This is a genomic window from Streptomyces sp. NPDC060000 (assembly GCF_042737375.1).
In the GTDB taxonomy this organism is placed as follows: domain Bacteria; phylum Actinomycetota; class Actinomycetes; order Streptomycetales; family Streptomycetaceae; genus Streptomyces.
This window is the reverse complement of record NZ_JBHWUU010000008.1, coordinates 63,434-89,690: the sequence shown is the minus strand read 5'-3', so window position 1 is coordinate 89,690 and position 26,257 is coordinate 63,434. Positions and strand designations below refer to the sequence as shown.

Sequence of the window (26,257 nt, the reverse complement as noted above, 5' to 3'; positions counted from 1 at the left end):
GGTCGTCCCCATGAGCATGGAGAGCACCGCCTGGACGCAGCTGTACAGCGTCATGAACGCCCGGCAGGAACGCCGCCCCTTCGACCCCGCCACACTGCGCCGCATCGGCGCGTTCGCCCGCCCGCACCGCCGCCGTATCGCGCAGTTCATCCTGCTGGGGGTGCTGACCGCGCTGCTGGCCGTCGCCACCCCCGTCCTCGCCGGGCGGGTCGTCGACGCGATCGTGTCGCACGGCGACGCCGACGCGGTCGTCCGGCTGTCCCTGCTGATCGCGTTCATCGCGGTCCTGGAGGCGGCGCTCGGCATCCTGGGCAGGAGGCTCTCGGCGACGCTCGGGGAGGGGCTCATCCTCGATCTGCGCACGGCTGTGTTCGATCATGTGCAGCGGATGCCGGTCGCGTTCTTCACACGTACCCGTACGGGCGCGCTCGTCTCCCGACTCAACAACGACGTGATCGGCGCCCAGCGCGCCTTCAGCAACACCCTTTCCGGTGTGGTCTCCAACCTGGTCACCCTGGTGCTCACGCTCGCCGTGATGCTCACCCTGTCCTGGCAGGTCACCCTGCTCGCGCTCGCCCTGCTGCCGGTGTTCGTGCTGCCGGCCCGGCGGATGGGCAGCCGGATGGCCGGGATGCAGCGCGAGGCGGCCGCGCTCAACGCGGCGATGGGCACCCGGATGACCGAGCGCTTCTCCGCGCCCGGCGCCACGCTGGTCAAGCTGTTCGGCCGGCCCGAGGAGGAGTCGGCGGAGTTCGCGGCCCGGGCCGCCCACGTCCGGGACATCGGCGTCCGTACGGCCACCGCCCAGTCGGTCTTCATCACGGCCCTGACCCTCGTCTCCGCCCTGGCCCTCGCCCTCGTCTACGGCCTCGGCGGCCGTCTCGCCCTCAACGGCACCCTGGAACCGGGCGCCGTCGTCGCCCTCGCCCTGCTCCTGACCCGCCTGTACGCCCCGCTCACCTCCCTCGCCGGGGCCCGGGTCGAGGTGATGAGCGCCCTGGTCAGCTTCGAGCGGGTCTTCGAGGTGCTCGACCTCAAGCCGCTCATCGAGGAGAAACCGGACGCCCGTGAGGTGCCCACGGGCCCGGTCTCCGTCGAGTTCGACGACGTCCGCTTCGGCTACCCGTCCGCCGACAAGGTCTCCCTGGCCTCCCTGGAGGAGGTCGCCTCCCTCGACACCCGCGGCGGCGCCGAGGTCCTGCACGGCGTGTCCTTCCGCGCCGAACCCGGGCAGACCGTCGCCCTCGTCGGCTCCTCCGGCGCCGGCAAGTCGACCATCGCCCAGCTCCTGCCGCGCCTGTACGACGTCGACGCGGGCGCCGTCCGTATCGGCGGGGTCGACGTCCGTGACCTGAGCGCGGGCTCCCTGCGGGCCACCCTCGGCATGGTCACCCAGGACGGCCACCTCTTCCACGACAGCGTCCGCGCGAACCTCCTGCTCGCCGCCCCCGGGGCCGGCGAGGACGAACTGTGGGACGCCCTGCGCCGCTCCCGCCTCGACGATCTCGTCCGCTCCCTCCCCGACGGCCTCGACACGGTCGTAGGCGAACGCGGCTACCGGCTCTCCGGCGGTGAACGCCAGCGCATGACCATCGCCCGGCTGCTGCTGGCCCGTCAGCGCGTCGTCATCCTCGACGAGGCCACCGCCCATCTCGACAACACCTCCGAGGCGGCCGTCCAGGAAGCCCTCGCCGAGGCCCTCGCGGACCGTACGGCGATCGTCATCGCCCACCGCCTGTCGACCGTGCGCGCCGCCGACCTGATCCTCGTCGTCGAGTCCGGCCGGGTCGTGGAGCGCGGCACGCACGAGGAACTCCTGGCGACCGGCGGACGGTACGCGGAACTGCACCGGACGCAGTTCGACCAGCCGGGGATGACCGGGGCGACCGTGCTCTGACGAGCCGGGCCGGGGCGTCCCCGGCCCGGGCGGCCCAGGAGCGGTGTTCCTTCCTGGTGTTTCGAGGAACCGCCCGCCCCGGACGCTCGGCGAACGGCTCGGCCGGGACGGTCGGCGCTCGGCGAGCAGATCGATCCTGGATCCGGAAGGGTTCGGTTCCCTGGCGGCGGGCGGCCTGCCGCAGCCCGCCCGCACCACGCCGTCGCATGACCGTCGCGCCGACTGCGGGGCCCACCATCTCGCCCCCGACCCGCTGCCTGCGGAGTGCTACGGCACGCGCGACGGCTTCCCCGTGTGCTCATGTCCACCGGCTCTCCCTCGAATCCACGCCCGCACGCCCCGCGCCGAGCCGCTTGTTGTTCGACTCGTCGACGGTGACAGGCCCGGGGCGGGCGGTATCTCAGGAATCCGAGGGGCGGATGATCTGCCACTCCTGGTCGTCGGAGTTGGAGCAGGTGAAGAGCGTGAGGTGTTCTCCGTTGCCGCCGGTGCTGTATCCGGCGACGTCCAGGCATGCGTTGTTACTGGCGTAGTTACGGATCCAGTAGGTGCCGTTGTCCTGTTTGTCGAGCCACCACAGCTGGTTGTCGGCGGTCGTTCCTGCGCAGGTGTACTCGAGGATCGGCGACCTGATGGGCTTGGCGCCGTAGTCCGGCAGATCCACGCACAACTGGTCCTCGACGTTGCGGATCTGGAAGAGTGCCGAGCCGCCGGGGCCCAGCTTCGGGTACCTCACCTCCAGGTTCCACCGCTGGCTGCCGGCGGGTTTCTCGTCGCAGGTGGCCTGTACCACCCGGCCCGCCGAGTCGGCGTCGTCGCGAGCGGGGAGGTCGGCGCACATCTTGGTGGTCGGGTTGCGCAGCATGATGTCGGACGCGGGCAGCACGCTCGGGGTCTTCTTCTTGGCCGGCGGGGACGCCGCGCCTCCGCCGGCGCCGTTCTGCGCCGGGGCCGACGCGACAGGTGTGGCCGACTCGGCGGGCGGGGCCGACACGGCAGGTGCCGAAGGCGGCGCCTGCGGCGCTGACGGGGAGGGCGCCAGGGTGCTGACGGCGGCCTCCTGCAACTCCCGGGCGGTGCTGGTGACCCTGGGCTTGTAGGCGATCCACAGCATCACGAAGGCGATCGAGAGCGCCAGGAGGATCCCGAACAGCCCGGTGAGCCAGCCGGGCAGGAAACTGCGCTGCACATAGGTGCCCTCGACAGTCAGTGGCGTCACCCCCGACCGTTTCACCGCGAGGGTGTACGGCCGCTCAGTCCTGGACCCGAACCAGATGATCTGTCGAGGCTTCAGCGTGGCCTTCACGAACACGGCACGGCCGGGATCGATCTGGAAGTTGCTCGGGTGGATCTCGTACGACAGTTGGTCGCCGTTGTCGCTGCCGCTCAGCGACCCGGTCACCTTCGTGTTGCCGAGGTTGTCGACGGCCAGCTTCGGCCGTCCCCGGAAACGGCCCTTCACCGTCGCGGGGACGAGCTCGACCCGCACCTCCGTGAAGGGGGCGATCGTCAGATTCCCCTCGGGAACGGTTGTCGACTCCGGATGCTCGGTCGGGGTGATCCGAATAGCGTACGGGTTCGGGCCGGCCGTCGCGTCGGGGGTGCGCGGCGGTGCGAAGGCCAGCTCCACCGTCCCCGTCGTCCCCGGGTACAGCCGCAGGGAAGCAGGCTCCACCATGGTCCAGGGCGCGATGTCACCGATGGGCTCGAAGCGGTACTCGTCGACCACGTCACCGGTGTTGCGCAGCCGTAGCCGCACGGTCGTACTGCCACCGGGCTCCACCGTGGCCGAGGAAGGTTCGAGGGAAGTCCAAATACTCACTGCTCGACGCTACGGGGGCAGACGGCATCCGTCAGGAGCCGTCGGGGCAAGCCGAGTTGCCCCGACGGGCACCAGCAGTCCCGGAAGCACCCAGGTGAGGGCGGTGTTCGAGCTGGCGGACGGTGTCGAAGCCGCCGTCAAGGCGGCCGTCGACCTCCCGCGCAGCCTCTCCGGGCTGCGCACCCGTGAGCAGTCCGAGCAACTCCGCGACGTCCTCCAGCGCCGTACCGAGGACGCCCGCCGCGCCGACCCGCCGCTGGCTGTGCGGCCGCCTGCGCGCCGCCCTGGACTACCGCGGCTGGTTCGCCTTCACCACCGGGTGGTGAACGACGCGGCACCGGGCAACAGCCGTAGACTCTCCGGCCGGACGGGCCCGGGCCAGGGCGAACAACGAGTCCTCTCCTACCTGGTCCTCTTCGCCGCGGCGGCGGCGCACTTCACCAGTCTCGCCGACGCCGCCCCGCACACACCCCGCCTCATCCTCCTCGACGACGCGTTCGCCAAGGTGGACGAGCCCACGCACGCCCGCCTCGGCCGCATTCTGGTCGACCTGGACCTCGACTTCGTCCTCACCAGTGAGCGACTGATCGGCAACTGGCCCGACGTACCGTCCCTCCACATCTACGAGTGCCTGCGCGACCCCCACGTAAGGGGAGTGGCCACGCTCCACTACACGTGGAACGGGCGGCAGCGGAGGCTGACGTCGGTATGACCGGAACCGAACGAGCCCACGAACATCCCCCGGACGCAGAAGCCCTCGCGTTTCTCACCCGACCGGGCCTCACGCGCCTCTGGACGGCCGCACGGATCCGTCTCGAACGCAACGGCCTCCAACCCAGCCGGGACCATCAGACTCGAGCGCCTGGACGCACAGGAGCGCGAGGCGCTGTCCCTCCTCCTGGCCAGACCGATCACCGGCCTCACCGCCACGATCCGCCTGCCGGACCCGGACACCCGCCTGCGCGCCAGCGCGGTCGGACGGGGATTGGCCTCGACGCCGGAGGAACTGGGCCCACCGCCGACCGACGGGCGGGCGGTCCGCGACGCGGCGGCGGCCGAACGGGCCCGTGCGTGGTCGACGGCGCAGGCCGAGCTGGAAGCCACGTCGCTGTCGGCTCAGCCCTGGACGGCACAGTGGCTGGAGGAGATACGACGCGGCGGCACACTCGCCCGCCAGGACGCGCACACCGCGACCACCGTCATCACCCAGGCCGTCCGGATCCTGGCAATGCTCTTCCCCGGCACGGACCCACGCCTCACCCCGGCCTCCTGGGGCCGCGGCGAACTGGCCCACCCGCGCCACCGGCTCGGCCCACGGCACCCTGCTGTCCCGGCTGGTACAGCGCGGCATCGCGCTGGCGCACGGGGTCGAGCCCCCCGTGGGACGGCAGTTGGATGAGAGCGAGCCCTTCGTGGCCGGCAGCAACCGCCGGCGGCGGCAGGCGGAGCGACGGCTCCGAGGACGATCAGGGGCAGCGCGACGAGGGCGGCGCCGAGGGCCTGTTGCGTAGCCGGGACACGGCGGCGCAGACCTTTCTGGTGCGGTGAGGCCCTGGCCGTGAGCAGACCGCCGCCCTGCCTGCCCCGTCCCCGTGCCGACAGACGGAAGGAAGCAGGGCAGAACGGGCGGCGGTGGAGGCGGGGGGCGTGCCGACCGGCGGGCCGCCAGGGCCCCCTACGGTGTGGTCACTTGGCCGGCGGGGTGGGCAGCTTGCTGTCCTGGAAGTCCGGCGCGTCGGCCTCGGCGCGCATCGCGCTGAGCGAAGAGGTCTGCTGGACCTGGTAGATGCGGGTCTGGTTGTCGGAGGTGCGGAAGGTGTAGGCCCAGGTCGGGCCGGTGGGGTTGGTGTAGGTGAAGGCGGTCGGCTCGGTGGCCGATGTTTCGAAGCTCACCTGTTGCCAGGTGCGCCAGGCGCCGCTGCCCTGGGTGGTCTCGCCGGTGTTGTGGATGTAGCCGTCGGTGCCGCGGACGACGACCTCGGTGAGGCCGGTCAGCGGGGAGACCACGGCGCTGGGGGAGCCCTGTGCGGTGACGCCGGCGGCGGTCTGCCAGGTCCCGTAGGCTCCGCCCTCTGCGGACTGGGCGGTGGTGACCACGTTGCCGCCCGTGTCCGTGGCGAAGACGCGCATCCGGTAGCCGGGGTAGACGATGACCGAAGGGGTGCCCGTGATGGCCTGGGTGCCGATGGCGGCCCATGCCGAGAGCGTGCCTGCCTCCTTGAAGAGGGCGGTGGAGAGGGTGCCGTCGGCCTTTCTGCCGAAGAGCTGGATGCCGTCGCGCACGGTGACGGCGGTGAGGGGGCCGGTGAAGCCGGTGCCGGACAGCGGCATCCAGCCCATGAAGTCGACGTTGGCGCGCTGCTGGATGCGGTACCAGGGCTTGCCGCTCGCGTCGAGGGCGAACTGGGTCATGAGACCGGTGGGGGTCTTGCCGGTGACGGCGTGCTGCTGCACGGCGCCGGCCAGATCGATCCAGTTGCCCCAGTCGGCGCTGCTCACGGCGGTCTGATTGCGCTGCCAGACACTGCCGGAGGTGTTGTGGGCGGTGACGACGACACGGCCGTCGGTGTGCGCGGAGAGCGAGGGCCGGCCGGTGAAGGCCTCCTGGCCGGAGATCACCGTCCACTGGGCGCCGTTGATGTCGGCCGGGTCGGTGCGGCCGTGGACCAGGCGGCCGATGTTGTCGGTGTAGGCGAGCTCCAGCTTGCCGTCCGACGCCTGCATGACGGAGTTGGGGGTGTACGACTCCAGGGGCACCGGCGTGGCCGCGGGCGTGTGGTTCACGTTGAGCTTGCAGATGTCGGGCGCCGCCGAGACCGAGACGTAGCCGGCCCAGCCGGACGCCTCCACCTGTTTGTTGTAGACCGGCCAGTCGCGGATGTCCTCGTCGAAGCGGTAGTACGCGACCGCGCCGCTGCCCTTGACGCGGAACACCGTGTCACCGCCGTACGACGGCATGAACTTGGTGTCGCTCCAGTCGGCGGCGGACTCCAGCACATGGCGTTCGATCCAGCGCTGGCTGGTGTAGTCGTAGCGCGAGCGGTACAGCTTGCCGTCGGTCGCGTCCCGGCCGTAGATGACGCCGCGGTCGCCCGCGTAGATGGCGTCGTAGTTCCAGCCCATGTCGACGATCTTGCCGCTGCCCTCGACGAACTCGTCGGCGGTCGCGTCGTAGCGGTACCAGCGCAGGTCGTTGGTGGTGCCGGAGAGCGTCCATATGTAGCCGCCGCGGTCGATGGTGATGTCGTCGATCCGGTCGGCGGCCCTGAACTGGGTGAAGCTGGAGCTGATCTTCCGGTGGTGGACGTCCCAGGTGCTGCTGGAGCTCACCCGGTGGCTGTAGTACAGCCCGTCCGACTTGATGCCGTAGAAGGTCGCTCCGGGACCGGCGAGCATATGGCCGTAGCCGGTCCAGGTGGTGTCGATGGTGCTGCCGGCGGGCAGGGCATTGCCGACTGCCGGGTCCGGCATGTCGGTTCTGTTGAGCTTGCCGGCGGAGTCGAGGGTGTATGTGGCCCCGTTGGCGCCGCAGGTCAGCGACACGGCGGCCGCCGCGGTGGCCGAGGGCAGCGCGCCGGCGAGCGGAAGGGCGGTCGCCAGGGCCGTGGCCAGAGCAGTGGCGGAGATCAGTGCGCGAGGTGAAATCCGGTTCATGACATGGACATTAAGCGTCCGACGGTGAACGCTGCCGTTTCAACCAGGTGAACAATGATCTCCCATAACGGATCTTGAAAGTGAACGGTGCAATCAACCGGCCGTAATTCATGCCTAGTTGACGGAATATCAACTTGACTGCCAGGTGCGGGTAGGGCGACTTGCCCGCAGGCACGCCGTACGGGCCGCATGGTCACCGCTCGACCAGCGTTCGGGTAGCGGGCGGCCTTCCGCCCCTGACACGGGTGCCAGGTGAACGGGAGGTGGGCGCGTCCGGGGAGGTGGGATGCCCCTCCCCGGACGCGGTGATCACCTGCGGGGTGCGGGGCGGTGTCAGTCAGCCATGGGCAGGTCGCGTCCGGTGAAGTCCGGGGCCTCCTGTGCGGCCTTCATGGTGGAGAGGGACGCGGTTTGCTGGACCGCGTAGAACCGGGTCTGGTTGTCCGCGGTGCGGAAGGAGTACGCCCAGGTCGGGCCGTTGGCGTTGGTGTAGGTGACGGCCGTGGGCTCGGTGGCGGAGGTCTCGAAGCTGGTCTGCTGCCAGGTGCGCCACACTCCGCTGCCCTGGGTGGTCTCGCCGGTGTTGTGGATGTAGCCGTCGGTGCCGCGGACGACGACCTCGGTGAGGCCGGTCAGCGGGGAGATCACGGCGCTGGGGGAGCCCTGCGCGGTGAGCCCGGCGAGCTGCCTCCAGTCGCCGTACGCTCCGCCTTCGGCGGACTGGGAGGCGGTGATGACGTTGCCGTTCCCGTCGGTCGCGAAGAGGCGGATGCGGTAACCGGGGTAGACCACGGCGGACGGGGTGCCGGAGACGGCCTGCGCGCCGAGCGAAGCCCAGGCGGAAAGTGTGCCGTCCGCCTTGAACAGCGCGGTGCTCAGGACGCCTGAGGCGTTCTTGCCGAACAGTTGGAGGCCGTCCCGCACCGTCACGGCCGTGAAGGGGCCGGAGAAGCCGGTTCCGGACAGCGGCAGCCAGCCCAGGAAGTCGCCGTTGGCCGCGGCCTGCAGGCGGTACCAGGGTGCGCCGTTCGCGTCGGCCGCGAACTGCACCAGCTGCCCGGAGGGCAGTTTCGCGGTGGTGGCATGCTGCTGCATGGCTCCGGCCTGGTCGTTCCAGGCCGCCCAGTCCGCACTGGACTTGGCGACCTGGTTGCGCTGCCAGACGCTGCCCGAGGTGTTGTGCGCGGTGACCGAGACCCTTCCGTCCGCCTGCTCGACGAGCGACGGCTGACCGGTGAAGGCCTCGTTGCCGGAGACGGTGGTCCACTGCACGCCATTGACGTCGGACGGGTCGGCCATGCGTCCGTGTACGAGCCGGCCGATGTTGTCGGTGTAGGCGAACTCGATGGACCCGGTGGAGGACTGCATCACCGAGCTCCGGCTGTACGACTCGAGTGGGAGGGCGGGGGACGCGGGCGTATGGCTTGCGACGATGCCACAGTTGTCCGGAGCGCCCGAGACGCTGAGCAGGTTCTGCCAGCCGGCGGTGCCGATCTCGACCCGGTTCACCGGCCAGGTCCTGGTGTTCTCGTCGAAGCGGTAGTAGAAGAGCTGGCCGGTGGAGCTCTGGACACCCATCAGGGTGTCGCCGCCGTTGGACGTGATGCTCTTGAACTGGCGCCAGTCGCTGGAGCTGACCAGCACGTGGCGCTCGATCCAGCGCTGGCTCGTGGTGTCGAAGCGGGAGCGGTAGAGCTTGCCGTCCGACGCGGCACGGCCGTAGATCACACCGTCGTCCGCGGCGGTGATCAGGTCGTAGCGGTTCCAGCCCGTGTCATGGAGGGAACTCGTGTCGGCCGGCGTCCAGGCGCCGCCCGAGCCGTCGTACTTGTACGAGTACAGGCTGCCGTTGTCGAGCAGCACCCACATGCGGCCGGAGCGGTCCACGGTCACCTGGTTGCGGTCCGCGGCATCGGCGAGCCAGCCGAACGCGGTCGTGATCTTCCGAGGACTCACTGCCCAGGTGCCGGTGCTGACGTCACGTCGGCCGTACCAGGTGCCGTCCGACTTGAGCAGGTAGAACTTACCGTCCGGGCCGGAGATGACCAGCGGATAGTTGTTCCAGCTGGAGCCGATCGTGGTGGGGCTGGCGTATCCGCCTGCGCCGTTGACGGGCGACTTGAGCTTGTACTCCAGCAGGGAGCCGGCGCTGTTCACGCCGTACGTCGGGCCGTTGGTCCTGCAGGTCGCGGCATCGGCGGCGTGCGCCGTGCCCGGCGCGGCGATGAGCAGCGGCAGTGCGGCCGCCGCGGCGGCCGCCATGGCTGTGAGGCGAGTGGCTCCGCCGTGCGAGAAGAAGGTCATGGCCGGTCCTTTCAGAGGGGGTGTCAGCGGGCGGCGGGCAGGCTGCGCGCAGCGCGGGCCAGGGCCCCGTCGTCGGCGCGCAGGGCGCTGGGCGCGAGGTCGGTGCCAATGTGCCGGGGGGTACGTCCCGCGGATCCCGTGCGGTGCGCCCAGCAGGTGCCGTCAGTCGTGAACCGTCCGGGCCGGCGAGCACGTTTCCGTACGGCCCTCGGCCCGTGCCCACCCTCTGGGCAGGGGGAGAAGGCCGAACCGGTCAGCGAATCGGCCCTCGTGCGCTGAAGAAGCTCACCGGCCGCTGTCACTGAGATCGGTCGGCCGTCTCTGTGGTAGGGAGTTAATGCCATGTGGATTCGTTGTGTCCTTCCGTCGAACAAAGCGCCCCGGGGCAGCCCGTTTCGTGGCTTCCGGCGGAAGCCCCCGTGAGCCCGATCCGTAAGTGGCGGTCAGGAAGCCTACGTTCGGGGCCGAAGGGAGATGATCACGATGGGATAACGCTCAGATGAATGGACTGGGCAAAGAGTCGACAAAGGCTCCGACGACCCGTCAGGCTCCCCTCTGATCGTTTTTTCGTCCTGGGGGGGCCGTGCCGACGTACCGGATACTCGCGCGCAAGTTCGTGGTGTCAAGACTCCTGCGTTCACGTTGGGGCAAGGCCGTCGCACTCGCCGTGACAGCGGTGATCGCCGTCTGTTCGCTCGCCGTGGCGGGCGCGGGGATCCCTCTTTTCCCGGGTGAGCCGGCCGCCGCCGAGGGTCCCGGCCAGCGCTGGGGCAGTGCCGAGGGCCTCAGCCACTTAGCGGGGGGCAAGCGCAACGACGACGCGCCGCGGTCTCTGCGAGCCAAGTACCCGCTGAAGAGTCCCTCCGCCGCCCGGCCCACGGTCCGCAAGAACGCGGTTGAAGTCACCACGCCGGCCCCCGCGCAGGTCAAGGGCTTCGACCGCAGCACGAGCAAGGAGATCGTCTCGGAGCGGGACGCCCGCAGCCGTACGTACGCGAACCAGGACGGCACCCGCACCAGCGAGATCTCCACCGATCCGATCAACTACCGGGACGAGCACGGGGTCTGGCGGCCCATCGACAGCGAACTGGTCGAGCAGGGAGGCGGCTGGGTGAACGCCGCCGACTCCGTGGACCTGCGCTTGGCCGAGCAGGCCGACGCCGGAGAGCTCGCCTCCGTCACCCTGCCGTCCGGTGAGTCCTTCGGCTACGGGCTGAGCGGCGCCGCCTCTGTGGCGGGCACCGCGGACGGTGCCCGCGTCGCTTACGAGCAGGTGCTCCCCGGGACCGACCTCTGGCTCGACTCGCAAGCCGGCGGGGTCAAGGAGACCCTCGTCCTGAAGTCCGCCACCGCCCCGAACAGCTTCGTCTTCCCCCTCCACCTCGAGGGCCTCACCGCCCAGGCCGACGGCGGATCGATTCTGCTGACCGACGCCAAGGGCCGCACCCGCGCCGTCATTCCGGCCGGGTTCATGGAGGACACCGCCCACGCCGTCTCGCACGCCGTGACGTACGAACTCGTCCAGCGGCAGGGCGGCGGCCAGGCGCTGAAGGTGACCGCCGACCGGGACTGGCTCGCCGACCCGGCCCGTGCCTACCCCGTCCGCATCGACCCCTCCGTCGACACCACGTCCGCCTCCACCTCCATGACGGTCCGCAGCGGCGGTTCCGTCGTCGGCTCCAGCGAACTGCAGGTCGGCAAGGGCCCGGACGGTGCCTCCGCCGCCTACCTCGGCTTCCCCGGCCTCGACGAGGAGCTCAGGTACCACCAGATCTTCGGTGTGCAGCTCCAGGTCGTGAACTTCGACTCGGCCTCCTGCAAGCCGCGTTCCGTCTCCGTCCACCCCGTGACCGGGCCGTGGACCGCCGGCACCGGCACCGCCTACCCCGGCCCCTCGGTCGGCGGCGCCCTCGCGTCGAAGTCCTTCGCCTACGGCTATATAGGCTTCGGCCAGTCGCAGTCCGCCTGCCCCACCGCCGGTGAGCTCTTCGACCTCGGCAAGGGCGGCCGTGACCTGGTTCAGCGCTGGGTCAACGGCACCCAGGCCAACTACGGCCTGTCCCTGCGGGCCTCGGCCACCGACTCGCTCGCGTTCAAGAAGTTCACCGGCCATGCCACGGCCAACCCGCCCAAGCTGTACGTCACGCACTCCCCGTACAACGCGTCCTACAGCTTCCCCAAGCCGGTCCCCGACCCGCCGGTGCTGCAGAACCAGGCCGGGAAGGTCAAGGTCGCCGTCACCAACAAGGGCGCCGAGACCTGGACGCCGTCCACCTACTACCTCGCCTACCGCGCCTATGACAAGAAGGGCAAGCTGGTCACGCAGCAGCGTGCGGGCAGCCTCACCGGCAACGTGGCCCACGGTGCCAAGGCGACGGTCGACGCCACCATCAAGGCACTCCCGCCGGGCGTCTACATGCTCGACTTCACGATGGTGCGCCAGGGCGGCAAGGTCTTCACGGACGAGCAGGTGCCGCCGGGCCGCCTGACCATCCAGGTCTTCGACATCGCGCCGGTGGTCAAGGAGCAGTCCCCGCCCAACGGCTACCAGGCCCAGACCCTGACCCCGCAGCTGTGGGCGGCCGGCACCGACATCGACGCGCCCCCCGGCTCCACGCTCCAGTACAAGTTCGAGATCTGCGAGTCCGACAAGGCCGGCAAGCCGACCGCCTGCACCACCTCCGCCTATCAGACGAGCTCTGCGTACCCGGTGCCCTCCGGCCGGCTGAAGTGGGGCAAGACCTATCTGTGGCGTGGCTTCGTCAAGGACGCGTCCAACGAGGTGCCCACCCAGCAAGTGGCGCTGGTCGCCACCGTTCCGCAGCCCGAGATCACCTCGCGGCTCTCCGGTGCGCAGGGCAAGGAGTTCGACCCCAACGTCGGCAACTTCACCTCCAGCGCGACCGACGCGTCCCTCGCCGGCGTCGGTCCCGACCTGACGGTGATCCGCACGTACAACAGCCTCGATCCCCGGCGTGACCTCGCCTTCGGCGCAGGCTGGACGACCCGCTTCGACATGCGGCTCACGCCGGACGACGACGGCAGCGGCAACGTCGTCATCCGCTACCCCGACGGGCAGGACGTCCGCTTCGGCAAGAACGCGGACGGGACGTACGCCCCACCGCCCGGCCGCTTCGCCAAGCTGACCTTCGACTCCACGGCCGGCACCTACACGCTGCAGGACAAGTCGGGTACGACGTACGACTTCAGCACGACCGGTCTCCTGGCCAGGATCACCGACGCGTACTCCAACTCGGTCACCTACACCTACAGCGCGGGCAAGCTGGCGACCGCGACGAACAACCGCACCTCCCGCTCACTGACCTTCACCTGGACCGGCGCGCATGTCACCAGGGTTCAGACGACCGCCGTCGACGGCGCCCCGCTGGCCTGGGCGTACAGCTACACCGGCGATCTGCTGGACAAGGTCTGCGACCCGCTCAACGGCTGCACCCAGTACGGCTACGGTACCGGCAGCCACTACGCCACCACCGTGCTCGACTCCCGCCCCGAGTCCTACTGGCGCCTGGGTGAGGAGGAGGGCACCGCGGCCAACAGCGCCAACGAGGCCAACCTCGGCAAGGACCGCGGAACCTACCAGAACGTCACCCTGAAGGCCGCCGGCGCGATCACCGGCGACCCCGGCACCGCCGCGTCCTTCGACGGCGCCACCTCACGCGTCGACCTGCCCGCCGGCACACTGAAGAAGAGCCGTGACGAAGCGGTGGAGGTGTGGTTCAAGACGATCGCCGGCGGCGTCGGCGGCCCGCTCGCCGGCTACCAGGACAAGGCCTGGGGCACCACACCCGGCACCGGTGTCCCGATGCTTTACGTGGGCACCGACGGCAAGCTCCGCGGCCAGTTCTGGACCGGCACGGCTGGGCCGATCACCGACATCACCAAGAACGTCAACGACGGCCAGTGGCACCACGCGGTGCTGTCGATGTCCGGCTCCACCCAGAGCCTCTATCTGGACGGCAAGCTCTCCGGGACCCTCGCGGGCAAGCAGCCGCTGCAGACCAACCTCACCTACAACCAGATCGGCGCCGCCTACGCCACCGGGCCCGCCTCCTGGCCGGGCTGGGGCTCCGCCGCCGCCAAGTCCTTCGCGGGCACCGTCGACGACGTCGCCGTCTACCACCACCCGCTGGGAACGGCGGCCGTCGCCGCCCACTACCGCGAGGGCGGCCGCACCGCCGACGTCCTGACGAAGACGACACTGCCCAGCGGCCGCATCGCCTCCGAGGTCCAGTACGACACCACCCGCGACCGCGTCCAGGAGTACACCGACCGCAACGGCGGCACCTGGGAGATCGGCACGCCCGCGGTCTTCGGCAACGACAGGGACCTGCGCCGCACCGTCGAGGTGCGCGACCCGATGGACGCCCCGTACTTCTACGAGTACGACGGGCTGTCGTCGCGGCAGCTGCGCTACGGCGAGCCGATGGCGCTGGGCGCCCGGGAGTCCGTCACCGCGGCCCCGTCCCCGTCGCCGACCGACCCCGGCCAGGTCTGCACCCAGCCCGACCCGGGCGACCCGGCCTTCTGCACCAATCCGCCCGGTCACGGCGGCGACGGGCCGGACTTCATCCGGTACCCGGTCGACGGTGTCGCCATCCGCTCCTTCACCTACGACGACAACGGCTTCCAGACCGGGATCACCAGCGAGAACGGTGAGAAGGTCACCCTCGGCTACGACGACCGCGGCAACGTGACCAGCCGGACGACCTGCCGTTCGGCCGGCGACTGCCAGACCTCGTACACCACCTACCCGACGCCGGCCGGCGACTTCGACCTGCGGGGCGACCAGCCGTCCGAGACCCGCGACGGCCGTTCGACCGGCCCCACCGACAACCGCTTCCTCACCAAGTACACGTACAACACCAGTGGCGCGCTGCTCACCCAGACGGCGCCCGACAGCGGCACGGCCAGGAACACCTACACGACCGGCGCCGAGCCGGCCATCGGCGGCGGCAACACGCCCACCGGCCTGCCGCTGACCACCGCCGACCCGCGCGGCAAGATCACCCGCTACCAGTACTACAAGAACGGCGACCTGGCCTGGGTGACCGATCCGTCCGGCGGCGTCACCAAGTACACGTACGACGCGCTGGGCCGCAAGATCGCCGAGACCGTCGTCACGGACGCCCAGCCGGCCGGCACGACGTCCACCTTCACCTACGACAAGCTCTCCCGGGTCCACACCCTCACCGACCCGGCGGCGACCAACGCCGTCACCTCCGGCAAGCACCAGCAGCGGACCACCACGGACTACGACGCCGACGGCAACGTGGTGCGCACCGAGATCAGCGACCTGCTGGGCGGCGACGCCACGCGCGTGATGACCTTCGACCTCGACGACCACGGCCGCCCGGAGCGGGTCACCGACGCCGAGGGCGACGAGACCTCGTACGCCTACGACGTCTTCGGCAACAAGACGTCGATGGTGGACGCGGGCGGCAACCAGTTCGACTACGTCTACACCGCGCGCAACATGATGGCCGAGACCCGGCTGCGCGACTGGGACGACGACGGCGGCGACGACAGCTACACCGTCCTGCAGTCGTACGCCTACGACATGGGCGGCCGGCTGGTCCGGCACACGGACTCGATGGGCCGCTCGCTGATGTACCAGTACTACGGGGACGACCTGGTCAAGTCGATCACGCTCAAGGACTTCCACAACCCCGACGGCACCAAGCGCGACATCGTCGTGGAGTCCAACACCTACGACGGCGCGGGCAACGTCCTGACCGAGACGAGCGGCAACGGCAAGCTCGTCACCGCGTACACGTACGACCCGGTCGGCCGGGTGAAGTCCGAGGTCATGGACCCCGACGGACTCGCGCGGCGCACGACGTACACCTACGACCTCGCCGGCAACGTGCTGACGACGGCCTCCAGCGGTTCCCCCTCCAACGTCCCCTGGCCGGTGAGCGTCAGCGGCGACTCCGTCCGCTACGAGTACGACGACTCGGGCAACGTCCTGACCGAGACGGTCGAGAACGGCACCGACTCGCGCACCACCGGCTACACCTACGACGACCGCGGGCTCACCACCTCCAAGACGGACCCGGCGGGCAACAAGACCGAGTACGGATACGACGAGCTGGGCCAGGCGGTATCCGTCACCGCGCCCGCCGTCCGGACCGAGTCCGGCGGCAGCACGCCCGCCACCACCCGGCCGACCACCTTCACCGGTCACGACACCTTCGGTGCGGTCACGGAGTCGGTCGACGCGCTGGGGAACGTCAACCGCACCGCCTACGACCGGCTGGGCCGCGCGGTCACGGGGACCGCGCCCTCCTACACGGCGCCGGGCTCCACCGAGACCGTCGCCCCGACGGTCACCAACAAGTACGACGCGCTCGGCAACGTCACCGAGAGCACCGACCCGCTCGGCCGCGTGACGAAGTTCCAGTACGACCGCCAGAACCGGCTCACCGTGAAGGACGTGCCCGTCGGCACGGGCGACGAGCGGGGCCAGTGGAAGTACACGTACACCCGTACCGGCGAGGTGCTGTCCGTCACGGACCCGAACGGCGCCCGCGCCGAGACGACCTACGACGACCTGGACCGCCCGGTCACCACCACCCAGATCGAGCGCAAGCCGCGGCCGGGCGCCTTCACCACCCGCAACGAGTACGACGACGCGGGCAACGTGGTGAAGCAGACCTCGCCGAGCGGCGCCGCTGGCCAGTTCACGTACGACAGCCTCAGCCAGCTGACCAGGCTGCAGGAGCCGAGCGGCGTCATCACCCAGCTCGGCTACGACGCCTCGGGCCGCGAGGTGCGCCGCACCGACGGTATGGGCCGTGCCTCGGCGAAGATCTACGACCAGCTCGGCCAGCTCGTCCAGGACCAGGACCTGGACCCGTTCAACAGCCAGCTGCGCAAGGTCAGTTACACCTATGACAAGGCGGGCAACCTGGTCACGTCGACCAACCCGCTGAACCGTACGACGACGTACGCGTACGACGCCCTCAACCGGCTGACCAGCCAGACCGAGCCGGTCTCGGACACCAAGTCCATCACCACGTCCTTCGGCTACGACGCGCTCGGCAACCGCACCCGCTACACGGACGGCCGCGGGAACTCGACGATCTACACCGTCAACACGCTCGGCCTCGCCGAGTCGGTGATCGAGCCGGTGACCGCCCGCGACCCGTCCGCGGCAGCCCGTACCTGGACGACCGCGTACGACGCCGACGGCGAGCCCGTGAAGCTCACCGCGCCGGGCAACGTGGTGCGCGAGCGCGAGTACGACAAGGCGGGGCAGCGAATCCGTGAGACCGGTACGGGCGCCGCTGTGACGACCCCCGAGAAGCGGTTCCGGTACGACCCGGCGGGCCGGCTGGTCGGGGCCTCCTCCCCGAAGGGCGACGACACCTACGAGTACGACGACCGGGGCTCACTGCTGAAGGCGACCGGCCCGTCCGGCGACGCGACGTACACCTACGACAGCGACGGCCTGCTCACCAGCCGCACCGACGCGGCCGGCACCGCCGGCTTCAGCTACGCCAGGCAGCAGCTGACCTCGGCGACCGACCCGCTGACCGGTGTGCGGCAGAGCTACACCTACGACGGCGCGGGCGCGATCAAGAAGGTCGACTACGGCGCGGGCCAGTCCCGCGGCTTCACCTACGACGACCTGGGCCGGCTCGACACCGACACGCTGAAGAACAGCGCCGGCCAGACCATGGCCTCGACCGACTACGGCTACGACACCGACGACCGGCTGGCCTCCAAGACCACGGTCGGCACCGCCAAGGCCGGGACCAACACCTACGGTTACGACCAGGCCGGCCGCCTCACCTCCTGGACGGCCGACGGCACGACGACGGCGTACGGCTGGGACGACAGCGGCAACCGGGTGAAGAACGGCAGCAAGAGCGCCACCTTCGACGAGCGCAACCGGCTCCTGTCCGACGGCGACTACACCTACGACTACACGTCACGCGGAACGCTCGCGTCGCGCACCAGTTCCGGTCTGAAGGAGGACTTCACCTTCGACGCCTTCGACCGGCTGGTGAAGGCGGGCGAGTCCGCAACGCAGTACACGTACGACTCGCTGGACCGCATAGCGGACCGCAACGGCGCGGACTTCTCCTACGCGGGCTTCGCACCTGACCCGGTCAAGGACCAGAACTCCACATACGGCCGCGGCGCGGCGGACGAGCTCCTGTCGATCGCCGGGAACGGCGGCGCGGCTCAGCTGACGCTGGAGGACAAGCACGGCGACGTCGTCGGCAGCATGTCCGCGGCGAACGGCGCGGCGTCCGCCCTGGACGAGTCGACGGCCTTCGACCCGTTCGGCAAGGTGCTCGGCACGGCCGACATGCACGGCAACGTGGGTTACCAGGGCGACTGGACCGACCCGGACACCGACCAGGTCGACATGCAGTCCCGCTGGTACGACCCGGGGACCGGCACCTTCGACTCCCAGGACTCGTACATCTACAGCTCCGGCGCCTCGATCCTGGCCAACCGCTACACCTACGGCGCCGGCGCCCCGCTGGACTACACCGACCCGGACGGCCACTGGCCGAGCTGCGGCTGGTGCAAGAAGGCCGTGAGCTGGACGGGCAAGAAGCTCCACCAGGGCATGAGCTACGTCTCCAAGACCGCCCAGTCGGTCTGGCACGGTGTGCAGTGGGCGTGGAACAACCCGGGGGCAGCGTTCAAGCTGGCTCTGAGCTACGTCGGCAAGGCCGCCAACTGGGTCTACCGGAAGTCGGGTCTGAAGACGGTCGTCGACGCCACCGTCAACGCCGTCAAGTGGGCCGGTCAGAAGACGGGCGTCACCGAATGGGCCCGCGAGAAGGCGAGACAGGCCGCCAGAGCGGCTTACCAGGCCAAGGTCTACGTCACGAAGAAGGCCAGACAGGCGGCCTCGTTCGCGGCGCAGCACAACCCGATCCCGGCGGTCCTCGCGGCCACCAAGCCCCTGATCGCCGTCGGCAGGGCGATCGTCACGGCCGACCCGAACCTTCCGGCGATCGTCGTCGGAGCGGCCGTCCAGGTGGTCGCCGATGCCGCCAGGGCCGCGGACGCCATCCGCGACGAGGTCGTCAAGCAGGCCGGCAGCGTCGTGGAGACCGTCTCGGACGCGGTCGACTGGGGCGAGGTCTGGGACGACGTCAAGACGGTCGGCAACGTCGTCGGTGACGTCACCGGCTTCAACGACATCAAGAACTGCGTCACCACGGGCGACATGGAGTCCTGCGCCTGGGCGGCGGCGACGGTGGGCGGCATCGTCCTGGGCGGCGCCGGCGCGGCGGCGGTCCGGGCGGCGAAGGCCGGCCGGATGGCGGCGAAGGCGGCGAAGTACGCGGACGAGATCGCGAAGGCGGCGAAGAAGGGGAAGAAGGTCCTCGAAGAGGCCGAGTCGGTGGGGGAGTGCGTCTCCACCGCCCGGGACGTGGCCTCTCTCGCCAGCGCCAACAGCTTCGTACCCGGTACCGAAGTCGTGATGGCCGACGGCAGTCGCAAACCGATCGAGAAGGTCGAGGAGGGCGACGAGGTCCTCGCCACCGACCCGACGACCGGCAGGACGTCCAAGCAGAAGGTCACCGACACGATCGAGGGCAAGGGCGAGAAGCACCTCGTCAAGCTCACCATCGACACGGACGGTGACAAGGGCGACGCCACCGACACGATCACCGCGACCGAGGGCCACCCCTTCTGGGTGCCGGACCTGAAGAAGTGGCTGAAGGCCGGCGAACTCAAGCCCGGCCAGTGGCTCCAGACCGGCTCCGGTACCTGGGTCCAGGTCGACGCGGTCAGCGCCTGGACGCAGCAGGCAGCGGTCTACAACCTGACGGTCGACACGGCACACACGTACTACGTGGCGGCGGGCGCGACCTCGACGCTCGTTCACAATTGTAAGCTCAGCTACGGCGAAGCCTCAGAGAAGGCAAACCGGGCACTGGCCGCCAAGCTCGACGAGATGCATTCGACAATGTCTCGCTCCAAAATTCGGGAATTCGCCATGGGGTCTGCCGCTGTCGACCGGAAAACCGGGAACGTAGCAGTGGGCATGAAGAGGACGGGAGACGGGGCTTTCTGTGCGGAAGATATCTGCCGAGCCGATCTTGTCGCAAGAGGTGCGAACCCGGAAGACATCGTCTATAGCGTGCCGCTTCGCCCGTTGAAGCGAACCCCTGCCCCTGTGTGCCAGCGCTGCGAGAGTCGGACCACTCGCGATCAGTTCGCGCCTGGAACTGAATGGGAGAGCGATCTGGAGTGAAAATATCCGAAGACTGGGATTGGGAATCCCTTACCACCCTGAGTGTTCCCTCGAGTCAACTTCGACAGCACCTCGGGCGACTGCTCGGGAGAGATGCAGAGGAGCGCAAACGTGCAGGCGGGCTGCTCTACTGCGAGGTTGCCAATCAGGGGCATCTGTATAGCGCGGCTGCTCCGTGTGTCGACGTCATCGCGGAGCACGTAGAGTCCGGAGGGGGTTTTAGTCCCGACTCCCTCGCCTTGCTTGAGTCGATCCTCAACGCCAGGTCTCCGGGACTCCAAGTAATCGTCGGTGGAGTCCTGGTGGACGTTGCCGAGTACTGCAGGAAAAGAATTCTTGATCTCCTCCCGGAGATTCTCCGGGAGGCCGACGGGGAGGACGTCGAGCTTTTCCGTGAGGTCTGCTTCATGATTCCTCAGTTGGCCGACTCGTCGCAGGAAGTGATTGAGTTCCTCGATCTTTCGATCTCGCGATTCGAAGGCGAATTGCGGCGCGTCTCCAGCGAGGCCCTGGAAGAGGCCCAGGAAGTTCTACGCGACGGGCATATGCCCTGATACTCCAGCAGCGTCTCGCTGTCTGGCCCGGTCGGAGGCATCGTCGGGGAGTGCAGCGGGCTGATGGCGTGTCAGGGGCGGTCTTCCCGGACCGCCCCTCCGACGAGTGGCATCGAGAACTGTCCGAGCTGTGATGAGGGCAGCCTCCCCGCGTGATCGACGACCTTGCCGACGCGACCTGGGACCGTCAGAGCGACCGGGGCACGCTGGCGCGGTGGGAGTTTGCGCCGTTCTCTTGGGGTTCCCCGGCTGTGGTGTGACGTCGTACGGAGTTCTCTCGTTGGGGAGGTTGCGACGGTTCTCAGGGGGTGCGGCTCTGCGGTGGATCGTTGCGATCGACTTGTGGAGTAGGGGTACCAGTGCGTGCATTCCCTGCACAGCTGCCGTCAGGCACCCGGTACTGGACCGTGGTGGACGACGAGTTGGAAGTGGTGGAGGAAGCCGACTGCTTCCTGCGGGAGCTGAGGTTGGCCCGGGGACGGGCGGAGACGACGACGAAGGCGTACGCCGAGGCCGTGGTGCTGTTCCTGGCGTGGTGCGCGACCACCAAGGGGGAGTGGCGGACCGCCGCCCGGGACATTGGGCTGTTCATGCTCTGGCTGAAGTGGACCCCGGGAAACGGCGGTCAGCGGCGGGTTGGTGGTGCCCGGCCCGGGCACGAAGCCGGTCCGGGGCGAGAGCCGGATCAACAAGGTGCTCACTGCCGTCCGCATGTTCCTGGTGCATGCCGTCGTGAACAAGGCCGCTCCGACATGGGTGTTGGAGCAGATCTACGAGCTCGCCGACGACCGCGACCTGCCCCAGGAGGCTCGCGGCGAGAGCGGCGCCATGCGTTACCGGATGCGGGCTCGCCACCGGCTCCAAGAGCCCGAGACCGCCATCGACCGGGCTAGCGACGACGAGATCGTCGCCATGTTCTTGCAGGGCCGCTCCGCCCGCGACCGGCTTATCCTGCTGCTGCTGTCACGGGTCGGACTACGCCCCGGGCAGGTTGCGGGCCTGCGCCGCTGTGATCCGCATCTGCTGATGGACTCCCGCACGCTGGGCTGCGACGTAGAGGGCGCCCACGTGCACGTCATCCGGCGTGAGAACGAGAACCGCGCCTGGTCCAAGTCGAAGAAGTCCTGGGCCATGCCGGTCGACTTCCTCGTAGTCCAGGCATTCGACCAGTACGCGCTGGAACGCCACGAGCGCCTGGGCGCCGGCGGCAGCGACTTCCTGCTGGTCAACCTGTTCCGGCCGCCCTACGGGGCGCCGATGACGACCGACGCGATCGGCGAACTGTGTGAGTCGTTGTCCCGGCGGGCCGGGCTGGGCCGGAAGATCGGCCCCCGGATGTGTCGGCATGCGATGGCCAGCAATGTCGCCGATGCCGGCGGCAAACTGGACGAGGTCCAGGCACTGCTCGGGCAGAAGAGCGCGGAATCGCCGGGACCCTACCTGCATCCCAAACCATCGCGTCTTCGAGAGGCCGTTGAGCGGGTGCCTCTTCCGCGTGTGAACGCCAAGGAGGGCGATCGATGACGAGCGCTCTGGTCGAGAACCTGCCAGCAGAGCTGGACGACGTCACCGGTGCTCTCATGGGGGCAGTGACCACAGAGTTCCAGCAGCTCATGAGCTGGGATGGGGAGGGGCGCCAGTTGGTCTTCCCCCGTGATCATCCTCTGCTCGGCGGCCCGGAGTGTCTGGTGACGGGCTGCGACAAGGTCGTTTCCACACGAAGGACCATGGGCTCTGTGTGGGTTGCGCGAAGCGTTTGAAGGCCAGCGGGCAGGGCTTCGAGGAGTTCGTGTCCACCGTCAAACGGCACTGGCGCTCGATCGGCGTCAGCAACTGCCGGGTCTCGGAGTGCGGGCGCCCGTCAAAGACATCACGCGTCGGGTTGTGCGGTCGTGTCCCTTGACGTGGTGTAGGGCGATCAATCGTCGGTCGTGTTGGTGGTGTTGGGTAGCGCGGGGGCGCTTTCGGGGCGCTCGGCGGGGTAGAGCTGATCCATGCTTCCCTCGGGCAGGTAGCGGCGGGGGAAGGCGATCCACTCGTCGTGCAGTTCGAAGAGCACGGCGGTGGCCAGCCGCAGGAGTGCGTCGTCGTTGGGGAAGACCTGGACGACGTCGGTGCGGCGCTTGACCTCGCGGTTGATCCGCTCCAGCGGGTTGGTGGACTGGATCTTCTTCCAATGCCGCTCGGGGAAGGCGGCGAAGGCGGTCAGGTCGTCCTTCGTCTCCAGCAGCATGTCTTTGACCTTGGGGAACTGTGTGCCGAGCATGTCGGCGACGGTGTCGAGCTGGGTGCGGACGACATCCGCGGTGGGCTGGGCGAAGATCGTGCGGATCGTGGCGGCGGCCATCTCGGCGGCTTCCTTGTTGATCACGCTGAACACGTTGCGCAGGAAGTGAACCCTGCAGCGCCGGTACGCGCCCCCGAGCATGACCTTGCGGATGGCTTTGACCAGCCCCAAGTGGTGGTCGCCGATGACGAGCCGGACCCCGGTCAGACCGCGTTCGCGCAGGTGACGCAGGAACTCGGTCCAGAACACCTCGGTCTCGCTGTCGCCGACCATCACGCCCAGCACCTCCCGGCCGCCGTCCTCGGTGATCCCGGTGGCGATCACCACGGCCCGGGACACGATCTGGTGCTCGCCCCGGGCCTTGCAGTAGGTCGCGTCCAGATAGACGTACGGGAAGCGGACGTGGTCCAGGGGCCGGGAACGGAACGCGGGGCGAAGTCCCGTACCTACACGGCGGCGGTGCACAAGAAGACGGGGGACATCGCGGTGGGTTGCTCGGGCAACGGCAGTTGCGCCGAGCCGAACATCCTCGACCACACAGGCTGGGATGCGGACGACGTCGTCTTCACGAGGGCGATCCGACGGGAGGACTTCGGCGATGGGAACGGCAAGATTCTCCAGGAGAAGGAGATCTGCACGACCTGCCAGGGCAACTATCCCGCCGACAACTTCGTCCACAGCGTCATTTACGACCCCGAAGGACCCTGGATGATTGGGCAGTGATGAGGGCATCGATCCTGGAACTGCGACGCCACGACTGGTCCGCGCTGCGCTGCAGCTGCGGGCAGTCGGGTGCGCATCTGACGGAGTCGTTCAGGAGGCTGCTGGACGCCCGGAGTGCGCAGGAGACGATCGGGCACACGCTGGAGAACCACCTCGAGGTGCAGAGCATGCTCTTCGAGGTGGCCCCGCACGCCGTGCCGGTGATACTCACGGCGCTGGGGGAGCAGCTGCACGACTCCGTCAGGGGGCACTTCCTGGGGATGCTGGAGTACCTCGTGGCCGGGGAATCGCATCGAAGCGAGATCGAGGCCGGTCGCCCCGTCCTGGAGGAGGAGTGCGTCGCCGCGGTGCACGAGGGCATCTCGGTGCTGTACGCCCAGGCCGTGTCAGGCCACGCCGAGGCCGCGTTCGACATTCTGGAGTTCGTGGACGAGGACGACGAACGACTGGAGTACTACCGGTCCGCCCTTGCCACGGGCCTTGGCGAGGGGTGAGGAAGGCCTTGGCCGCCGGGAGGCCCTCGTGCAGTGCCGCAGCAACGCGGGTGCCGGAGGCTGGTCTCCTGCCCACGGGCTGTGAAGTGACCGCACCCGTACACGATTCGGTTCCGGGACGCTCTCGGCAAGCAACGTGAAGAAGCCGGCTACGACACGCAGGACGACGCTATCGAGCGTCTCACGCAGATCTGCGGAAAGAAGACAACGGCGGCGCGTGGGCGGCTCTCCGGCCGGTATCAGTGCCCGCTCGGCGCGAGGCCCAGGCCCTGTGCGCCGGTGGGCCATCGCGCCGTCGTCACGGCTTCCCTCTGCTCTCTGCGATGCCGTCCGTCCCGCCGGTGCGAGTGCCCAGCCGGCTGACGGACCGCGGGCCGCCCGACCGGCCGGGGCGCGTTTGGCAGGGGGCCGCCCCGGAGGGGTGGATGCAGGCAGCCAGGGCGGTGGCCAGCGCTTGCCAGACGTGGGCGGCGAGGCCGACGTGCCTGGACTGCGTGGCCTGTCGTGCGAGCTGTTGGAGCGCGGCGACGCCCTCCTCGACCCGGCCCGCGTGGATCGCCAGCCGGCCGTCTAGGACCGACAGCCGTACCCGGTCACGGTAGGGGAGACGCAGGTCCTCCTCGGACAGCACGGTCCGACTGAGCAGGGCGGCGTCCTCCAACCGGCCCTGTGCGAAGGCGAGATGAGCCTGGAGGGCGTGCAGTTCCTGGAGCTGCGCAGGCGTGCCGGTCAGATCGAGGACGGAGGCGGCCTCTGTCAGCCACTCCTCCGCGGCGGCCACCCGGGGCGGTGACATCTGCAGGGCCGCAGCGGCGGCGGCGGTCCGCAGCCGGGCCCACGCGGTCAGGTCCTCCCGGCCGTCCTCGAGTAGACCCAGGGCCTTGTTCAGCCGGGCCATGGCGGCCGCGTCGTCGCCCTTACGGCTGCTGACCACAGCGGCCGTCCACAGGGCCTCGGCTGCCTGTAGGGCAGAGGCCCGGGGCAGCAGATCGCGGTCCAACTCGTCGACGTGCTGCGAGGCCGCCTCCCACCGGCCGAGTTCCGTCTCACTGTTGATCAGCTCCAGCAGGGCGGCCAGGGTGTCGGGCACGCACAGGCGCGCGGTGCGGGCGAGGGAGAGCGCCTCCGTCGCCGCCGATTCTGCCGTGTGCAGGTCGCCGATGGCCCGTGTGCAGCGCGCGTAGCGGACGAGCGAGCGGGTGTGGAGGTCGGGGGCGTCCAACGAGCGGCTCAGCGCCAGGAGTTCCAGCAGCCGTGTGCGCTCCGATTGGTGGTCGCCGTCGCGATCGGCGGCTTGGCTGAGCAGCCACAGGGCCTGCCAACGGGCGGCGGGGTCCTCGCCGGGGTCGTCCTCGACCGCGCGGCTGAGCGCCGCGGTGCTGTCCGTCCCGGGCGGCGCCGAGGCCACGGCGGCCAGCACTCCGCTCAGGGACCTGCCGTCCTGCGGGCCGGTCAGGGCCGAAGCGTCGACGCCGAGTCGCTGGGCGAGGTAGGCCACGGTGCGCTCGGTGGGTCGCCGGTCGCCGGACTCCAGGCGTGACAGGTGTCCCGTCGACATGCCGTCGCCGACGACGTCGGCCTGGCTCAGGCCGCGTGCGGTCCGGAGTCTTTTGAGCCGACGGCCGAACTGCGGCTGGTCGAGCATCTCCCTCCTCGGGTTCGGTGGCCCGGTCGGCACGGTATCCGTGGTTCCGCTTGCCCGATCGGGCATGTGAGTTGTCAGCACTTTAAGGAGCGCGGCAAGGGGCGACAAGCCGTTTGGCGTGGCGGGTAAGCGCATTCCAGTGGGCAGCGTCCCGGGCCGTCGGGATTGTTGGTGCCGGGGTTCGCGGGGCCCGGATTCGGCCCGTTCGCACAAGAGTTGACGCGTTGCCGAGGTCACCTGGCAAACTCTTGTCTCAAGGGTTGTCTCCCTTTAATCTCGAAGGCGGCTTCCCCCAAACGATCCTCTCTTCGTCTCGTGGAGGTTTTCGTGCTCCCAACTGCCCGAACGGGCTTCTCGTCTCGGCAGGGCTTACGTGTCGCCCGCCCGGCCCTTGGGCGGCCCGTCGACGGGACCGCACCTCGGGCTCGAACAGCAGTGACGACAACGTTGCCCAGCAGACCCGGATGACGGTCGCCTCGGCACCGCTCCCTCCGCTCACCTGACCCGATCCCGGTTCCGGGGCCCGCCGCCGGCCGGGAACGACGCGGAACTCCGGCCCCGGCCACCGACGAGGTGGCGCGTGCCGTCACCGGGCGCTCGTCGACACCCAGGTACAGCGCATCGGTCC

Annotated in this window: 14 protein-coding genes and 1 pseudogene; 10 read left to right on the top strand and 5 right to left on the bottom strand. The window is 69.4% G+C overall.

Annotation, left to right across the window (positions count from 1 at the left end; all coding sequences use genetic code 11):
* The first annotated feature begins 10 nt into the window (after positions 1-10).
* Positions 11-1,897: an ABC transporter ATP-binding protein gene (locus ACFWBB_RS06985; RefSeq protein ID WP_385267916.1), complete on the top strand. Its 1,887-nt coding sequence runs from the start codon at positions 11-13 to the stop codon at positions 1,895-1,897.
* 400 nt (positions 1,898-2,297) lie between these two features.
* Here the strand turns inward: ACFWBB_RS06985 and ACFWBB_RS06980 are convergent, their stop codons facing one another.
* Entirely contained in the window at positions 2,298-3,719 is a 1,422-nt protein-coding gene (locus ACFWBB_RS06980; RefSeq protein ID WP_385267914.1) for an RICIN domain-containing protein, read from the bottom strand.
* Positions 3,720-3,822: 103 nt separating this feature from the next.
* Here ACFWBB_RS06980 and ACFWBB_RS06975 point away from each other — a divergent pair, with 103 nt between their 5' ends.
* From ACFWBB_RS06975 to ACFWBB_RS06965, 3 genes are read left to right on the top strand one after another with little or no spacing between them, the layout of a single operon-like run.
* Positions 3,823-4,431, top strand: a complete 609-nt coding sequence (locus ACFWBB_RS06975) for an SbcC/MukB-like Walker B domain-containing protein (protein WP_385267912.1) — start codon at positions 3,823-3,825, stop codon at positions 4,429-4,431.
* A 24-nt stretch (positions 4,432-4,455) separates the two neighbouring features.
* Positions 4,456-5,118: a TIGR02679 domain-containing protein gene (locus tag ACFWBB_RS06970; RefSeq protein WP_385268029.1), complete on the top strand. Its 663-nt coding sequence runs from the start codon at positions 4,456-4,458 to the stop codon at positions 5,116-5,118.
* Positions 5,115-5,267, top strand: a complete 153-nt coding sequence (locus ACFWBB_RS06965) for a hypothetical protein (protein ID WP_385267910.1) — start codon at positions 5,115-5,117, stop codon at positions 5,265-5,267. The genes ACFWBB_RS06970 and ACFWBB_RS06965 overlap by 4 nt, the downstream gene beginning before the upstream one ends.
* A 138-nt stretch (positions 5,268-5,405) precedes the next feature.
* Here the strand turns inward: ACFWBB_RS06965 and ACFWBB_RS06960 are convergent, their stop codons facing one another.
* Together ACFWBB_RS06960 and ACFWBB_RS06955 are read right to left on the bottom strand one after the other, a co-directional pair.
* Positions 5,406-7,373: a tachylectin-related carbohydrate-binding protein gene (locus ACFWBB_RS06960; RefSeq protein ID WP_385267908.1), complete on the bottom strand. Its 1,968-nt coding sequence runs from the start codon at positions 7,371-7,373 to the stop codon at positions 5,406-5,408.
* A 333-nt stretch (positions 7,374-7,706) separates the two neighbouring features.
* Positions 7,707-9,677, bottom strand: coding sequence for a tachylectin-related carbohydrate-binding protein (locus tag ACFWBB_RS06955; RefSeq protein WP_385267906.1), 1,971 nt, complete (start codon positions 9,675-9,677; stop codon positions 7,707-7,709).
* 667 nt (positions 9,678-10,344) lie between these two features.
* Between ACFWBB_RS06955 and ACFWBB_RS06950 the strand changes: the two genes are divergently transcribed.
* The 4 genes from ACFWBB_RS06950 (at position 10,345) to ACFWBB_RS06935 (ending at position 22,240) form a co-directional block, all read left to right on the top strand.
* Entirely contained in the window at positions 10,345-19,926 is a 9,582-nt protein-coding gene (locus tag ACFWBB_RS06950; RefSeq protein WP_385267904.1) for a polymorphic toxin-type HINT domain-containing protein, read from the top strand.
* Positions 19,923-20,480 carry a hypothetical protein gene (locus ACFWBB_RS06945; protein ID WP_385267902.1) on the top strand — a complete coding sequence of 186 codons (558 nt, stop codon included), beginning with the start codon at positions 19,923-19,925 and terminating at the stop codon, positions 20,478-20,480. The genes ACFWBB_RS06950 and ACFWBB_RS06945 overlap by 4 nt, the downstream gene beginning before the upstream one ends.
* Before the next feature lie 693 nt (positions 20,481-21,173).
* The gene (locus ACFWBB_RS06940) at positions 21,174-22,004 is read left to right on the top strand and encodes a tyrosine-type recombinase/integrase (RefSeq protein WP_385267900.1); all 831 of its coding nucleotides are present in this window, start codon (positions 21,174-21,176) and stop codon (positions 22,002-22,004) included.
* Positions 22,001-22,240: a hypothetical protein gene (locus tag ACFWBB_RS06935; protein WP_385267898.1), complete on the top strand. Its 240-nt coding sequence runs from the start codon at positions 22,001-22,003 to the stop codon at positions 22,238-22,240. Before ACFWBB_RS06940 ends, ACFWBB_RS06935 begins: the two co-directional genes overlap by 4 nt.
* Positions 22,241-22,398: 158 nt before the next feature.
* On the opposite strand, the pseudogene ACFWBB_RS06930 reads toward ACFWBB_RS06935, so the two are convergent.
* Positions 22,399-23,196, bottom strand: a pseudogene (locus ACFWBB_RS06930) (IS256 family transposase); the annotation flags it as partial.
* A gap of 30 nt (positions 23,197-23,226) precedes the next feature.
* On the opposite strand from ACFWBB_RS06930, the gene ACFWBB_RS06925 reads away from it, so the two are divergent.
* Positions 23,227-23,490, top strand: a complete 264-nt coding sequence (locus ACFWBB_RS06925; protein ID WP_385267896.1) for a hypothetical protein — start codon at positions 23,227-23,229, stop codon at positions 23,488-23,490.
* Positions 23,490-23,984 carry a hypothetical protein gene (locus ACFWBB_RS06920; RefSeq protein WP_385267894.1) on the top strand — a complete coding sequence of 165 codons (495 nt, stop codon included), beginning with the start codon at positions 23,490-23,492 and terminating at the stop codon, positions 23,982-23,984. The genes ACFWBB_RS06925 and ACFWBB_RS06920 overlap by 1 nt, the downstream gene beginning before the upstream one ends.
* Before the next feature lie 298 nt (positions 23,985-24,282).
* Here ACFWBB_RS06920 and ACFWBB_RS06915 read toward each other — a convergent pair whose 3' ends face one another.
* On the bottom strand, positions 24,283-25,629 hold the full coding sequence (locus ACFWBB_RS06915) for a helix-turn-helix domain-containing protein (RefSeq protein ID WP_385267892.1): 1,347 nt from the start codon (positions 25,627-25,629) through the stop codon (positions 24,283-24,285).
* Positions 25,630-26,257: the final 628 nt, after the last annotated feature.

What these genes read in the sequence shown, in the direction of transcription:
- ACFWBB_RS06985 (WP_385267916.1), top strand. Translation starts at nt 11, where the DNA reads ATGAGCATGGAGAGCACCGCCTGGACGCAGCTGTACAGCGTCATGAAC.
- ACFWBB_RS06965 (WP_385267910.1), top strand. Translation starts at nt 5,115, where the DNA reads ATGAGAGCGAGCCCTTCGTGGCCGGCAGCAACCGCCGGCGGCGGCAGG.
- ACFWBB_RS06960 (WP_385267908.1), bottom strand. Translation starts at nt 7,373, where the DNA reads ATGAACCGGATTTCACCTCGCGCACTGATCTCCGCCACTGCTCTGGCC.
- ACFWBB_RS06955 (WP_385267906.1), bottom strand. Translation starts at nt 9,677, where the DNA reads ATGACCTTCTTCTCGCACGGCGGAGCCACTCGCCTCACAGCCATGGCG.
- ACFWBB_RS06935 (WP_385267898.1), top strand. Translation starts at nt 22,001, where the DNA reads ATGACGAGCGCTCTGGTCGAGAACCTGCCAGCAGAGCTGGACGACGTC.
- ACFWBB_RS06920 (WP_385267894.1), top strand. Translation starts at nt 23,490, where the DNA reads ATGAGGGCATCGATCCTGGAACTGCGACGCCACGACTGGTCCGCGCTG.
- ACFWBB_RS06915 (WP_385267892.1), bottom strand. Translation starts at nt 25,629, where the DNA reads ATGCTCGACCAGCCGCAGTTCGGCCGTCGGCTCAAAAGACTCCGGACC.